Origin of the sequence: Ruminiclostridium cellobioparum subsp. termitidis CT1112 (assembly GCF_000350485.1) — a bacterium.
Lineage (GTDB): Bacteria > Bacillota > Clostridia > Acetivibrionales > DSM-1351 > Ruminiclostridium > Ruminiclostridium termitidis.
Map to the genome: position 1 here is coordinate 292,130 of NZ_AORV01000026.1, position 16,722 is coordinate 308,851.

5 protein-coding genes are annotated in these 16,722 nt (G+C 40.7%); all 5 read right to left on the reverse strand.

The window, feature by feature from the left end; genetic code table 11:
• Position 1: 1 nt before the first annotated feature.
• Complete coding sequence (locus tag CTER_RS08485) at positions 2-3,055, reverse strand: type I polyketide synthase (RefSeq protein ID WP_040760555.1); 3,054 nt, start codon at positions 3,053-3,055, stop codon at positions 2-4.
• Positions 3,048-12,923 (reverse strand): non-ribosomal peptide synthetase, encoded by a 9,876-nt coding sequence (locus CTER_RS08490; RefSeq protein WP_004625007.1) that lies wholly within the window; start codon positions 12,921-12,923, stop codon positions 3,048-3,050. The genes CTER_RS08485 and CTER_RS08490 overlap by 8 nt, the downstream gene beginning before the upstream one ends.
• A gap of 63 nt (positions 12,924-12,986) precedes the next feature.
• Positions 12,987-14,258, reverse strand: a complete 1,272-nt coding sequence (locus tag CTER_RS08495) for a C45 family autoproteolytic acyltransferase/hydrolase (protein WP_242834949.1) — start codon at positions 14,256-14,258, stop codon at positions 12,987-12,989.
• 81 nt (positions 14,259-14,339) lie between these two features.
• Positions 14,340-16,109 carry a cyclic peptide export ABC transporter gene (locus CTER_RS08500; protein WP_242834950.1) on the reverse strand — a complete coding sequence of 590 codons (1,770 nt, stop codon included), beginning with the start codon at positions 16,107-16,109 and terminating at the stop codon, positions 14,340-14,342.
• 349 nt (positions 16,110-16,458) lie between these two features.
• Positions 16,459-16,653, reverse strand: coding sequence for a hypothetical protein (locus tag CTER_RS08505; protein WP_004624870.1), 195 nt, complete (start codon positions 16,651-16,653; stop codon positions 16,459-16,461).
• Positions 16,654-16,722: the final 69 nt, after the last annotated feature.

Consider the following 16,722-nt stretch of genomic DNA (forward strand, 5'->3'; position numbering starts at 1 on the left):
GTTAAATGGTTCCACCTTCAAGTTGTTCACTGGATGCTGCCTCTTTTACACCTTCTGTTGCCCAGCGGAACGTCTCAATCAATTGTGCAATGCCTGCTGCTGTTGTAGTTTCAAATAATTTTCTCATAGGGATTTGGACATCAAATTTCTTGCTGAGATCTGTCGCAACTGCAGCAGCTATCAATGAGTGTCCGCCCAGTTCAAAAAAGTCGTCATGGATCCCAATCCTGTCAAAACCAAGGACCTCCTGCCACTTTTCGATAATGGCACTTTCTATTTCATTGGCAGGTGCCACATAAGCTGACTCCAAATCAGGACGCGGCCTTTTTTTCAGCTTTTCATTACTTTCAAAGCCAAATTGCCCTTCACCTCCACTGGTCTTTAGTCCTAAAGGAGACACATCCATTCTGGTGCAGCTACCGTTTACTTCCTTGCTTAGCTCTTCCAAGCGTTCCTTCAAAGCTAAAAATTCCTCTAACTGTTTCTTGCGTTCTTCATTGCTGTTTGTCCGGTTTTGCTCATCCAGCTTTAATGTGATGGTAATACTTGCTTCCTTAAACTCTGAGTCAGTAATGCTGCTGGTAATATCCTCTTTCCTGGAAATCAATACATCAGGTTTTGATACACCCCGTCTTCCTGGCTCTATCCAATAGCGCTGTCTCTCAAAAGGATAGGTAGGCAATGGAATACGGTGGCGTTTTTCTTCAACATAGAATTGATTCCAATCCACTCTTCCTCCCACATTCCCGAACATTCCCAGGCATTTGAATAAAGCTTCACAATCGGAAGTTCCTTCACCCTTACCAGGCATTGAATATAGGATGGCCTGTTGAACACCCTCATTTTTATACTTTTCTGCTTCAATGGTCAACTTGTTTCCAGGTCCAATCTCCAGTAGAATTTGGTCAGCGTCTTTCATTATTTCATTTAAGCCGTCGCCAAACCGGAAAGAACCTCTTTGACGTATCCAGTAATCAGGGCTTCCAAGCTCGGTATCTGTAATCCAGCCTCCGGTTATACAAGAGATAAAGGGTATGTTTACTTTACCATTACTTATCCTGGACACTGTTTCCGGAAGGCTGCTATCTTCTGAAACAGCCAGTTTCAAGGCATCTTCAAGGGATAATACTCCGGATAGGCAGGCAGCAACTACCTCGCCAATACCCTCGCCAATCATACAGCCAGGCTTAACACCCCACTTCATCCATAACTGAGCCAGGGCATATTCAACGGCAAAGAGAATTCCTCTCCCTGTTCCGGCATCGGATATTTGTATTGCTGCCCGTTCTTTATCCGATTCAGTTGGGTAAAGAACACTCTGTGCATCCTTACCTGTTTGAGATTGCAGAATTTCACAGCACCGGTCCACTGTATTCCTAAAATTATTTTCTGTTTTGTATAGCTCTGCACCCATATTGACATATTCCCCTTCTCCCGGGAACATGAACACAACTGGCTGAACTTTAGGTTTCTGGAAATATGTAAAAACATTTACAGGTGACATATTATCAAATTTGTCTGTCAAATCATTCATGTCCCTGCAGATCAAAACTCTGCGGTGATTAAAATTCCTTCTTCCAAGATGCAGTGTAAACGCAACATCTGCAAGATTTGTATCTGGATTGTTCTTGGCAAAACGGATAAGATTGCCAGTCATCTTTTCCAATGCCGTACCTGTCTTGGCTGATAAGGATATAATCTGCCACGGTCTCTTTGAAACCTGGGATGATTCCTCCTGAGGTGATTCCTCCAAAATCACGTGGGTATTCGTCCCACCTATTCCGAAAGAACTAACCCCTGCTCTTAATGGGAACCCATCTGTTTTCCAATCGGATAATCTCGTATTCACATAAAACGGGCTGTTCTCAAAATCGATTTTGGGATTTGGAGCTTCAAAATTAAGGCTTGGGGGAATCACTTTATTTTGCATGGAAAGCACTGTTTTCACCACACTTGCCAAACCACCCGCATTTACAAGATGTCCAATATTGGTTTTTACCGAGCCAATGGCACAAAATTGTTTTTTCTTTGTATAGGCACGAAAAGCTTTTGTTAAGGCAGCAATTTCGATGGGGTCCCCAAGGTCTGTACCTGTACCGTGACCATCTATATAGGTAATGGTTTCGGGATTTACGCCCGACATTGCAATAGCTTCCGCAATACACTCTGCCTGCCCGTCAACATTCGGAGCTGTATAACTGTTCTTTTGAGAACCGTCATTATTGATACCTGTCCCCTTAATAACTGCATGAATATGATCTCCATCTGCAATGGCATCTTCCAGCCTTTTTAATGCAACAATTGCAAGCCCGCTTCCGCTGACTGTTCCGTTTGCCTTAGAATCATAAGCACGGCAATGACCATCGGAAGAGCCGATTCCTCCTTCCTGGTAGAAAAAGGCTTCATTTCTTGAAACCTGGAAGCTCACTCCCCCCGCTAATGCAAGATCACACCCAAAATTCATAAGATTTTGGCATGCATCATGGACAGCCACCAGAGATGAGGAACACAGGGTATTTACATTCACGCTTGGTCCTGTCAGGTTCATTTTGTAGGATACCTTTGTAGCCAAAAAATCCTGCCCGTTTGCCAGCATGATTTTAAACGATCCCACCGTGTCTGCCAATCCAGGATTGGAGTATAGATTTCGTATCATGTAGCCGCTTAAGTTTGCACTGCCATAGACAGCCACTCTCCCTGTATAAAGCTCTGAATTATACCCGGCACTTTCCAGTACCTCCCATGCGGTCTCCAGATACAGACGGTGCTGTGGATCCATGATTTCAGCCTCCCTGGCAGAATAGTCAAAGAAAGAGGCATCAAATAGATCCATTCCGTCCAAAATAGCATCTGCTGCTACAAATCTCGGATTATCCAATAGATTCTCATCTATACCCATTTTTAACAACTCTTCACGGTTAAAAAACTTGACAGATTCTACTCCATTGTAAAGGTTTTGCCAAAATTCCTCCATATCCGCTGCCCCGGGGAAGCGTCCACCCATTCCGATAATGGCAATTGACCCTATTCCATTACTTTCATCAAAATTATTCACCAAATTCCACTCCTTTTCTTGTTTGCATGCGCTGTCTTCTCTGTTTCATCAATTCCAACTGTTTGTTAACCCTGCTGTTGACTTCTTCAAAAACCGGCTGAGACTCTTCCGTATTATCATTTTTTAAATAGCCATCCAGTGATGCAACGGTATTATATTTGTACAGGTCGACCACAGCAATATCTGTTTCAAACTTTTCTTTCAATTTGGTATGGAACTGTATTAACAGCAGGGAATCTCCACCTAATGCAAAGAAGTCATCCAGAATTCCTACTTTATCAATCCCCAAAACGTCCTGCCAAAGTTCCGCCAGTTTCTTTTCTGTATCACTTTTAGGAGGCACATATTCGTTTTCCAGTTCCGGCCTGGGATGTCTTTCTTTTGAAGCTGCAGCCTCTTCAAGGGTATCTTTGATACCGGATTGTTCAAAATAGTTGGCTTGCTCAATAGCAGCTATAATGTCTTTCGTTGAAACGATGATTTGAGGTCTGAAGCAGCCATGAAGGATACTACCGAATGCCTCCTGCCCTTCGGCAGGAAGAATCCCTTCATGCAGTATTCCTGACCTGCTGCGGAGCCCTTGCTCTGCCAACTTGCTGATAAACGCGGTTTCACTTTGCTGCTGCAATCCCACTGAAGTCCTGTTCTTGATGGTTGCAGCAGCTGCCTCACCTATCAGTTTCATTGAGAAATTTTTAATCCCAATAATCTGTTTTCCGTTTTCTCCTAAAATGTCTATATCACAGGTGATGATCTCCTGGGATGAATGGCAACCGTTTTTAAATCGGATATAGCCATAAATCTTTTCAGACATTGGCTCCTTTATTTCAATCTTTTCATATGAAAAAGGCAGATAATTTCCTCCAGCCGCCAGTCTTACCGCACCCGTAGCCATATCCAGCATAGCCGGGTGAATTTTGTGACTATGAAGTTCGGAAACATACTCCTCAGCCAGACCAAGTTCAACGAAACCTTCTGTTTCACCATGAGAGAACTTCTTAAGATTTCTCCACCGATTTCCAAAGCTGATGAATTCTTCTGAAAGCTTTTGCTGTTCTTCCGACGAGTACACTGTCTTCCCGGAGCACTTTTCCATTAACTCCCGGATGTTAAATATTTGACTCTCCAAACCTGAAGGGCAGCTGATCTTCCCCCTGGCATGTTCCAGCCAGTTTTCCTTATCCTCCTGTGCTCCGCTTTCCTGACTGATAATACGGAAATCATAAGCCTCTCCATTTTTATTTAAAAGGGTGTAAACCTTCCTTTTCTCCCCTTGCCTTACTGCCATAGGGCTTAAGAATAGGACATCGGATATTTGAATATTTGTTTCGCCCGTTGTATCCTCAAATGCAGCCCTGGCCATTTCCAGGTATGCAGTTCCGGCAATGGTCGGTATTCCTAAGACAAGGTGCTCTGATAATATCCAGTCCTTTTCAGGAGATAGCTCCTGGGAGTAAATCACTTTTTCCGGCTGCTCCAAAATGCATTTTCCTAAGAGAGGGTGTATTTCTTCTTCTGAATCTGTTCCCAATCCGGTTCCAGCAGCCATTCCTACTCCCGGCCATCTATCCCAGTCTATAGAAACCATACGGGTGCCCCGCCTGCTGTCATGGGCCTGTGCAAAGGCATCCAGGAAAGCATTGGCTGCACTGTAATCCAACTGCCCGAACCCGCCGGTAATGGCATTTAATGAAGAACAGAATATCATAAAGTCAAGGTTATCTTCTTTCATTGTCTTATAAAGAAACTGTGTACCTTGTACCTTAGGTAAAAGCACTTGCTCCGCATGCCCTTTCTTTTTGAGCTGAATCATTCCACCACCTGGGTTTCCTGCTGCATGTATCACTCCATCAATCGCCCCATACCTGTTTATTGTCTTTTCACGTAAAGAGCGAACCTGCTCCAAATCAGCAATATCTGTCCGGCATACATAGATTTCTGCACCCATAGCCAGTAATTGTTTTAATTTTTTTATTTTCCTTGATATGGTATCTTTCTTATGGTGGGTAGTAATCCACTGCTCCCACAGCTCGACATCCGGAAATTCGGAGCGGCCTGCCAGAACTAATTTGGCCTTTGCCTCCTGTGCGAGATACTCAGCCAAAACAAGCCCTATGCCTCCCAAACCGCCCGTAATGAGATAAACACCATTCTCTTTGATTTTTATAGATGGATTTGCAGCTTTCCCGAGTTCCATTTTTTCAAACTCCTGGGTCCAGCGATTCAAGCCCCGATAAGCTACAATCCCTTCTTCTGTTTGTATGGTAACTTCCGTAATCAACTGCTCTATTAAATCTTCCTGCGCCTCCAAAGAATCTGCCTCAGGCAGGATACAGTCAATGCTGCTGCACCGGATATTGGGATACTCTCTGGGAATAACCCTGCAAGCCCCAAGGTGCAATGCCTTCTCAGGATATAGAGGTCCTTCATTAAACACCCTTTGAGAATTGTTTGTGATTACCTTTATTTGTACATGAGTTGTCATTCCACATCTTCCAATGGCTTGTGCCAGGAGCATCATGCTATAGAACAAACTTTTCCCGCACTGAATACTCTGCTCTGCTGCGCCAGGATTTGTGTATTCTGTTAAGCCAAGCAAGTTAATCACTTTTGCAGGTGTTTTACCCATTGCGGATAATTCCCTCAATAAGCGCTCATAATCTTGATAATCGTCAATATTGATTGCATATTGATTGCTTCCGGTTTTATTGAATTGCTCTCCCTTGACTGCTACAAATGTGTCGGTATATTCCTTTATTAGTCTGTTTATAAAAGCATGGGCAAAAATATTTTTCTCGGTCAATACCAGCAGTACTTCTTTCCCGGTACCGTCCTTTGTATTTGGATAGACACCATTTTTCAAGGACTGCTTCCAAACAGGCGTATAGAACCATTCAGAAAGCTCAGCTCTTTTGGCTTCATTTTTATGGGATTTCACAGCATCAACTGTTTTATCCTTCTTAACCCAATAAGACTGTCCATCAAAGGGGTAGTTTGGAAGTGCTACCCTTTTCCGCTTTTCTTCCTTATAAAGATTGCTCCAATTTATCTTATTTCCCATGGTCCATAGGTTTCCAAGCTGTTCCAATGAATATTCAGCCGGCTCTTCAATGGTTAAAGCTCCAGCATCTGCTGCTTTGGCGTCATTTATATTCTTTTCCAAAAGTTCTATTGCATTCTCAACCGATATACATACCACAAACCTTCTAAATTCAAATTCCCTTCGTCCCACCTGCAATGTATAGGCCATATCAGCCAGATTAATCTCTTTATTTGCTTTCAAAAAGTTTGCAAAATTAGTAATCATTCTTTCCAAAGCCTGGCTACTTCTTGCAGAGAAAACCAATAAGACCTCGGAATGATTATTTATATCACTGTAAACTACCGGAGCCTCTTCCAGCACAGCATGGGCATTGGTGCCACCGATGCCGAATGAACTGATCCCTGCTCTTAAAGGCCCCTGGCTGTTTTTCCACTCGGTCAGAGACTCATTTACATAAAACGGGCTTTCCTTGAAATGAATCTTTGGATTGGGTTTCTTGAAATTGAGGCTTTGCGGTATCTTCTTATTGCGAAGAGATAATACTGTTTTAATTAAGCCCGTTACCCCTGCAGCTGCATCAAGGTGTCCGATATTGGTTTTTACCGATCCAATGGCACAAAAGCCTTTTTTATCAGTCCTTTGATTAAACACCTGGGTCAAGGCTTCTATTTCAATAGGATCTCCTAATGGAGTTCCTGTACCATGTGCTTCAATATAGGTAATGGTTTCTGGCTCAACACCCGCTTTTAACTGGGCCTCTGCAATTACTCCGGCTTGGCCGTCAATTCTGGGAGCAGTATATCCTATTTTTAATGCCCCGTCATTATTAATAGCTGTACCTTTGATAACAGCGCTGATGTCATCTCCATCCGCAATTGCTTCCTGAAGCCGTTTCATAACAACCACACCCGTTCCATTTCCACCCACGGTCCCTTTTGCCTGCTCATCAAAAGCCCTGCAGTGGCCATCCGGAGATAAAATCATCCCCTCCTGGTATAAGTAGCCTGACTTTTGAGGGAGTCTGATACTCACACCACCCGCCAAAGCCATATCACATTCCCCATTGAATAAGCTCTGGCATGCCAGATGAACAGCAACAAGAGAAGATGAGCAAGCGGTCTGCACCGTTATGCCCGGACCTTCAAGATTCATTTTATAAGCGACACGTGTAGCCAAAAAATCCTTGTCGTTGCTGATCATAATCTGGTAATCACTGGCTAAACCTTGAGAACCACGGCTTTCTTTAATGTTTTGGATATAATGGTTCATTCCCACACTTGCGTATACACCAATCTTCCCCTGATAGCGCTCCGAGTCATAACCAGCCGTTTCAAGTGCTTTCCAGCATTCCTCCAGGAATATCCTCTGCTGTGGATCCAAAACTTCGGCTTCTCTTGGATTGTATCCAAAGAAGTTTGCATCAAATTTATCCACATCATTCAGTATACCCCAAGACTTTACATAGCCTGACTTCTTTAAAAGTTCCGGATCCACCCCTTCTTCCAATACCTGTTCGTCTGTAAAACTGGAAATGCATTCAACCCCATTACACAGGTTATCCCAAAACTCTTGAATATTTGCTGCACCCGGAAATCTTCCACTCAACCCGATGATTGCAATATCGGTATCCTTCTTTTCACCAGAAATCCGACCGTTGGAATTCCCTTTCAGTTCAGGTTGGTTCCCAGTCTGCAGAAACCTGGCCAGGGTACTTATTGTGGGGTATCGGAAGAGGTCCATTATAGATACTTCTTTATGAATGGCATTACTTATTTTGCTTCTAACCTGTGCCAAAAGTAAAGAATGTCCGCCCATATCAAAGAAATTGTCGTTAACACCTATCCTTTCCAGGTGCAAAACTTCCTGCCAAATCCTTGTGATCGAATCTTCCGTCTTATTGGAAGGTGCTGTATATCGGGTTGATAATTGTGGCCTTATATTTTCAGGCATAGGGAGTGCTTTTCTGTCAATCTTCCCGTTAGGTGTCATGGGGAAAGAATTTAAAAATATGAAGCTGGACGGTATCATATAATCAGGAAGCTTTTCTTTCAAGCTTTTACGAAGGTTCTCGGAGCTTAAGGTCTCCTCAGCTTGTTCCGACACAGGAATGATATAAGCAATCAGTGTTTTTTCACCTGCAATCACTTCTTTTGCAACAACCACACATTCTTTGATTGATGGGTCGAGGTTTAACAAGGTCTCAATTTCGCCTAATTCTATCCTGAATCCCCTGATTTTTACCTGATTATCCATACGTCCCACAAACTCCATATTGCCATCCCGGGTAAACCTGACCAAATCTCCCGTCCTATATAGACGAGCCCCCTTTTTCCCACTGAAGATATCCGGAATAAACTTTTCACGCGTTAATTCAGGTAGATTTAAATACCCTCTTGCCAGTCCATCCCCGCCGATGAGCAATTCACCGAGTATTCCCACGGGAACAGGATTCATTGCCCTGTCTACCACATAAACCTGAGTATTGGCAATGGGTTTACCTATATAAATATCTCCATCTTTCGAATCAATACGTTCCAATGTAGACCATATGGTTGTTTCGGTAGGACCATAAACATTCAAAAGGGTCTGGCATCTATCCAGAAGCTGATTTGCCAAATCCCGGGGCAGAGCTTCTCCACCGCATAATACTGTCAGGTCTTGATTACCGTTCCATCCCGCTTCAATTAAAAGTCTCCATGTAGCAGGTGTAGCCTGCATGATGGTAACATCCTGCTGATTTATAATCTCCATTAATGCGCTGCCATCAATGACTTCATCTCTCTTTGCAATGACTACTTTGGCACCGCAAATCAGCGGCAGGTACATTTCAAGTCCTGCAATATCAAAAGAAAGTGTCGTAACAGCTAAAAGTGCATCTTTCGCACAAATTCCGGTCTTTATCTCCATGGAGATAAGGAAATTAATCAGCGTATGCTGCTCAATCTGAACACCTTTAGGATTTCCGGTAGAACCGGAAGTGTATATTAAATAAGCCAAATGATGCCCTTCATAATTTCTATCTGGCTTTTCAGCACTAAACTGGGATATAGTATCCTTTTCCGCATCAAGGCAGATGACTTTGGCATCATTCTGCGGTAAAGTTTCTGCAAGCTTACTTTCGGACAGTATGATATTTACCTTTGCATCCTCCAACATAAACGCAAGCCGTTCTCCCGGGAATACAGGATCCATGGGAAGGTATGCCCCTCCGGCTTTATGTATTCCCAGCAACCCAACAAGCATATTCACCGAGCGCTCCATATAGATACCTACAATACTTTCCGCTCCCACTCCATTGGAAATCAGGTAATGAGCCAATCGGTTGGATTCAATATCCAGCTCCCGGTAAGTCAAGTGCTGTTTCTCACACACAACCGCCAGCGCCTGGGGTGTTTCTTCCGCCTGTTTGGTGAATAATTCCACCCAACTCTGACCCTTACTGAAATAATCTTCTTTTGTATCATTCCATCTATTGATGAGTGTATCTTTCTCCTCAATGGTAAGCATTTCAAAATCATCCAGACTGGCCTTGGGGTTTTTTAAAATATTCTTCAATAATTGTTTATAATGACCAGCCATCCGGATGATGGTGTCTTCATTAAATAACTCTGTATTATATTCAAAATCTACAATCATACCTTCGCCTGCTTCACGAATGTCTACGGCAAGATCAAATCTTGCATATCCTGCATCCAGATCCTTTTTTGAAACACTGAGCTCGGAAAATTCCATGTGCGGCAGTGGAGAATTCTGCAAACTGAATAACACCTGGAATAGTGGGTTTCTGCTCATATCACGTTCGGTGTGAAGCTCTTCTACAAGCTTTTCAAAGGGAACATCCTGGTTTTTATACGCTTCTAAAGTCACCTTTTTTATAAGTCTTAAAAACTCACTAAAATTAATTTCACTGGAGAATGTAGTACGCAAAACAATGTTATTTGTAAAGAAGCCGATTAAATCCTCCAGATCTTTCCTATTCCTGTTGGCAATGGGTGAACCTACTACAATATCCAATTGTCCTGAATACCTGTAAAGCATGAGTTTAAATGCTGCAAGCAGTACCATAAAAAGAGTTGCATTCTCTTTTCCGGTATAAAGCTGCAGCTTATTCACTAATTCTCCCGAAATTGTACAGGTGAATTTTGCTCCATGATAGGTCTGGACAGGTGGTCTTTGTTTATCCAGCGGCAAGTCTAAAACGGGAAGTTTTCCGCTGAGTTTTTGTTTCCAATACTCAATTTGTTTTTTTAGACTCCCCCCTTTTAACTTTTCAATCTGCCACTGTGCGAAATCTGCATACTGAATACCGGGTAGAGGTAAATCTTCTGCTTTATGATTCAGAAATGCTTCATAGTAAAAATTCAGCTCTTTTAAAAGAATGCCAAAAGACCAACCATCAAAAATGATGTGATGTATTGCTAAAACAAGTATGTGTTCCTCTTCATCCATTTGGATGAGCATGCCCCTTAAAAGTGGAGCCTTTTCCAAGTCGAAGGGTTTCGAAACCCACTCCTTGGCAATGTCTGATGCTTTTAACTCTTTTTCATTTGCTGAAGTATCAAAAAGGTTAACATATTCCATAGGCATTTGGGCATCCTTGTTTAACACCTGAGCAGGCTGTCCATTCTCTTCAGTAAAAGATACCTGTAAAATCTGATGCCGTTTTATCAAAGCGTTAAAGCTTTTTAAAATAACTTCTTTTTTTAGGCTTCCTTTTAATACCAACCCGGTATACAGGTTGTATTGCGGGCTCTCTGAATTCAATCGGTCCAAAAACCAAAGCCTCTGTTGTGCAAATGAAAGAGGCAGCCTATTTTTTCCTGCTGAAGTACTTTTTATCAGTTCAACCCTTCCTTGTTGGTTCTTAAGAGAAAGCTCTACTTTCTTAGCCAAATGCTCAATGTCAGAGTTTTCAAAAATCTCTCCCTGTTCCAATTCAAATTCAAAGGAATCTCTAATTCTAGATACGATTTGTGTGATATGCAAAGAATTCCCGCCCAAAGCAAAGAAATCATCACAAATACCAATTTGTTTTATGTTTAATACTTCACTCCATATTTGAGCCAATTTTTTCTCAGTATTGCTATTTGGCTGTACATACTCTCTTTTTTCAAAATTTTCTTGAAGTAAGCGCTCTATCTCATGTTTGACTAGGTCAAACTCCCCCCTCATATAGCTATCCCGAAGTTTATACCGCTGGACTTTTCCGCTTGTGGTTTTAGGTATATTTTTCACTTGAATGACATGTGCAACTTCAATGCCGATTTTCTCGCTTACAACTCTTTTTAAGCTGTTAACAATGGGAATAAAGTTTTCAAGCTTTTGCTTATGCAGGACAAACAAGACCAGGTCGTCACCTTTGCGGTTTTCGTTGAATACACCAACCGCAACTATTTTCCCCAGTTCAACACCCTCGACACCTTCTCCGATCCGTTCAATGTCATGAGAATAATAGTTTTGCCCTGAAGCAAATATGACATCCTTTGCCCGCCCGGTTATGATGAGCCGTTTTTCTTTCATAAAGCCCAAATCACCGGTATTTAGCCACCCATCCTGTGTTATGGTTTGTTCGGTTGCTTTTTTATTATTATAGTATCCTGATGTAACATTTCCTCCCGAAATGTGGACATACCCAATCTTATTTTCACCAATATCATGATTTTCCTCATCACAGATGCGTACATAGCAATTGTAAATGGGATAACCCTCATCCATAAAAATTACTGCATCTTTATCTTCTTTGCTTGTTTCTGCGATAGTTTCGCCCACTTTGAGATGATTCCGGTTTAAAACATGGAACCTAAAATCTTCACCTGGTTCCGGGAAAGCAACGGCAATTGTACCCTCCGCAAGGCCATACACTGGATGCATTGCATTTCTTTTAAGCCCATAGACCGACATACTATCCAGAAATTCATTGCATAAATCCAAAGAAATGGGTTCTGCTCCGTTATAGATTAACCTGACATTTGATAAATCCCAGTTTATTTTATCGTCAGCATGATAGAATTTAAGAAAATGCTTGTATCCAAAGTTGGGAGAATAAAGGATTGTTACCTTATGTTCACTGGCCTTCTGAATCCATAAGGAAGGATGTCTTATAAAAAGAGCTGTATTGATGTTGTATTGGTTCATACATGCCAGCATACCCTTTATATGAGTACCGATCAGCCCCATATCATGCGTGAGCGGCATCCAGTTTAATCCGATATCATTGGGTTCAATATGATCCCATTGAATAACGGCATTGAGGTCTACCAGTACATTTTCATGGGTAATCACAACACCTTTCGGATCCCCTGTAGAACCTGATGAGAACTGAATAAACGCAATATTATTGGATTGAGAAAGATAAATATCTCCATCATTCTCGGTTTGTATAACCTCTTCCACAAAAACTGCACTTCTTTTTATACACTCTATTTTATCACTTATATTGTTTTTTTCCGCATACGCACACAGCTTTTCAAAAAAGTCGGCTGTCACTATGATTTTGGGATTATTTAATACGTCCCAGATTTTAAACAATTTCATTTTATGCTCATCGTTATTTCCCGTTGTGATGGGCACAGGAATCATCCCTCCAAGAATACATGCCCAGAAAGAGTAAATAAACCTTTCATTGTCATCAATTTGGAAGATAACCTCATCGCCCTTTTTATATCCGAACTTTTGGAAGTGATATAAAAGTTTTAGAGATGTATGATATAGTTCTTTATAGGAAATGTATTTCTCCTGGGTGTCACCCAGTATAAATGTGATCCCCTTTTGTTCCTCATTTTTTCTGGAAATGAACAATTCGGTTAATGTTTTATAGTTGTTCATTTGCTCCCCCCTAATTAAAACATAGTCATCTTTTTTATTCAGTGTAAGTTGACAATCTTGTTATCAGGAAACTGTTATTTTCTCAAAAACCGGATTTCCGGGATTCTTTCTTATATTCTTTGGCCGGAAAAATACTTCAAGCTTCAAAGTGTCCGGTTGGAAAATAACCATTTGGAGAGTCATTTTATTATATACATCTCCACTTTCTGAAAATGTTCCGGGTGAACCATCAGCATAGCAGGCAACCTCTTTTAGTTCTTCAAAGGATACGGTTGACCCCTTATTCTGCAGTTGTTTTTTAATATTATTCCATCTTTTTGTATTGTACTTGTTGCTGCTGTGGTTATCATGATTACCATAAAGAATAAAGGAATTGACCGAGGCAATGGAATTCTTAATTCCCCATGAAACATTGTTATTTAATTTGGAATCTTCTGTTCTTATGGCACGTTTGACCTTATGTCCATTTGTTCCGTTTCCGCTGAAATTGTTTTCTAAAATGATGCTGGTATCCGGATCTGAAAAACCAATATTGTGATTAAAGGAATAGAGTTTTGTCGGGTCCTGCATAAATTCTGCCGCTTCTTTCATGGTTTTTGTATTTTCCAAGGCAAAACGAAGGTCTAACGGATAGGATCTTCGCCCCTCTGAAGAGTAAGGAGCATTTGTTCCTGAATCAAGAATTCCTGCAAAAACTTTATGGTCGTTAAATCCTGTTAGTATGCCCATGTATCCCAGATAGCCGATGGAATATACTTTTTTATCCGTGTATTTATAAGTAATGAAGGCCTGGATCTTTGGAAGTTGGTTTACACTCCCTCCGTACCAGTCAAGATTTCTGGCAACCATATTCCTATGATCGTCAGAACGGTCACCATATACAGAAATATAACTGCATTGAGTGCCCCGGACTGCATCGGTAAAAAGGTTAAAAAGAAAGAACTCATCTTTTGAGATTTTATTATCTTTAAACTTATTTTGGCTTCCCCCCGAAAAAACCGAAGCCATACCTTCGATTTCTTCTGCATACTCCTTGTTTACCTGGGGCTTGATATCCTCTACTCTGTACATTGCATATTTATTTTCATAGCTTGTGAGATTCTCTCCTATGTACGAATCAACCAGAGATTCATAATTGGGCACCACTTTTAAAATCCCTTTTGCATAAGCTTCACCTAACTGTTTATGTGTCAACCCACAGGTAAAATCAATCTCAACATTATAGTAATTTCCTTTATTTACTATACTGACTCCTTCCGCCTGAAAACTTGCGTCCCCGGCTATTGCAGGTATCTCTTCGCCGCACCCTGCCTGAAACAATAATAATAATATCAAACAACCTGCCAATAAGTACTTTCGCATTTTTACTGCCCCTTTATTTAAATTTATCACACGAATTGTCTTCGAAACTTCGTTTTAAGCACCTACAGTCAGGTTCACTTTATACTCCAATATTTGTCCCGTTTCCATCTTGATATGCTTGTCCGCATCATCAAAGTAACTGTCATCATGGGTTATGGCGATGATTGTTTTGCCACGAGCTTTTAGTTCGGGCAGCAGTACTTTATAGAAGAACTTTCTAAATTCAGGATCTTGGTCGGCCGCCCATTCGTCAAATAGATAAGCCGGCCGTTCTTCCAAATAACTTACTAATAATGCCAATCTTTTTCTTTGCCCCGTTGAAAGTTTGGTACTGCTGAACAAACCATCCTTGACCTGTACTTTGTCATCAATTCTGAGTACTTTGAGATACTTCCGAATTTCTTCTGTTTTGGACTGGTAGTCAATTCCATACATTTTATCAAATAGATAATAGTCCCCGAAAATTGCGGAAAAGTAGCTCCCTAAAGTTTCCTGATCGGCTTTTTCCCCATTAATGGAAATTTCACCTTCATCAGGGGTGTATAAGCCGGTTATCAGCTTTGCCAATGTGGATTTCCCGCTTCCGTTTCCTCCAGAAATAAAAATGATTTCTCCTGACTTAAAATCACAATTGATAGGCCCCACTCTGAACTTTTCACCGTTCTCATTTTTATATTGGAACACAACGTCTTTTACTTTAATGTCAAATTTACTGTTTTGTACCTTGTGGTCTGCTTTCTTTTCATTGCTCTCAATGCATGAAATATCCTTAATAAACTGATTGATTCTTCTCCAGCTGACCAAAACACGCATTACGCCGGGGACCAGAAAAATTTCCTGATTGACAATACCTCCCATATACAGGTATACCAGGACATAGTTTCGAAGTGTATTATTTTGCAGATTAGGGAAAAGCAATGGGAAAATAAAAACTACTATGCCTACTACACCAATATAGAGAATCTCACCCAGTATGGATACGCCGACAAAATCAAATTCAGCTTGTACCCGTGTATCCCTATAGTCTTCACAGCTCTTCTTAATATCGTTGGTAAACTCTTTTCCTTTTCTTTTATTTATGTACAATTCCTTAAAACCTTTTAGCATATCATTGATGTACTTAAAAAACGTATTTTGAATATCTCTGTTTTTCTCAAACATCTTTTCTGCATTCTTGCTGGCAATTAAAAATGCCCCAACGGCACCGCAGATAACCAGGACAGAAATCACCATACCAAGAAAATTAATCGTTGCCAGGTAGATGAAACAGGTAACAAGGGTGATAACTCCAGTTAATCCATTCACAAAGGCATTAACAAAACCGCTAACATTCTCGGTATCATTGTTCAGTGCTGCATGTATATTTCCATCTTCCAGTGCTTCAAATTTATCATAGGGTGCCTGCATCAATTTATTGATGATTTGTATCCTCTTGTCATATACAACTTCACTGGTAATTACAATTAATTTCTTTCTGACAACCATAGCACTGACAGTAAAGAGTGCAATACCAAGGATATAGAATAAGTATAAACCACTTTCAACCCCTGCTCTTCTGCTTTCATCATTCATTACTCTGCTTAGGGCCGCATTGATAACAAATATGACCATGGAATTACCTATTCCACTTAAAATACTGAGGACGACAATCATAAAATACGGTTTATCACCCTTTTTAACAAAGAAATAAGAAAGCATATAATATAAAAAGAACATAGGTATAACAACTATCAGGCACTTTACTGCATTCATCAAGGAAGACGGTCCGAATTCATCAATCAATGCCCATGTGGAATTGTACAGTGCGTAGGGTGCCTTATACAAACAATAACCAATGCCTCCTAAAAGCACGAAAGAAAACAGAAGTATTTCGATACCTTTGACACCATTTCCTTGAAATGTCCGCTTTTTCGTAAAGATTTCTTTAAATAAAACGAACAGGTAATATGTTGTAACCAACACAAATATGGTTGAAACCAACATCATTGTAAATCCTAACCCATTGTCAAACACTGCATCCACCCTTTCAAAAATTTATATCTGCACTGTATTCACTCTGCTATCTGACATCGCCGATACATGGTTACAAATAATGTCCATTTCCGTCTGGTGATTTATTAGTTATAATAAAAAAGCAACACAAAATAACGTAATGCTACATCTCAACCCATAATCACTGATCAAAACCTAAATTAAGGTTGCTCACAAAACTTATTACTGAAGGATTTATTTCAAGAGTAAGAAAATTTGTATATTCCAGAGATGAAAATAACCTTACAATTCTTTTCAGTTTTTTACTGTATACCTCATAACAGTTATTTCCATAGTGAGTTGCTCTAGCCATATCAATTGGTTTATCAAAATTCATAATATTCACCTTTATATATGACATATTTTTTACTAAAATTACTTTAAATTTTATATTTTTCCAAAGCCA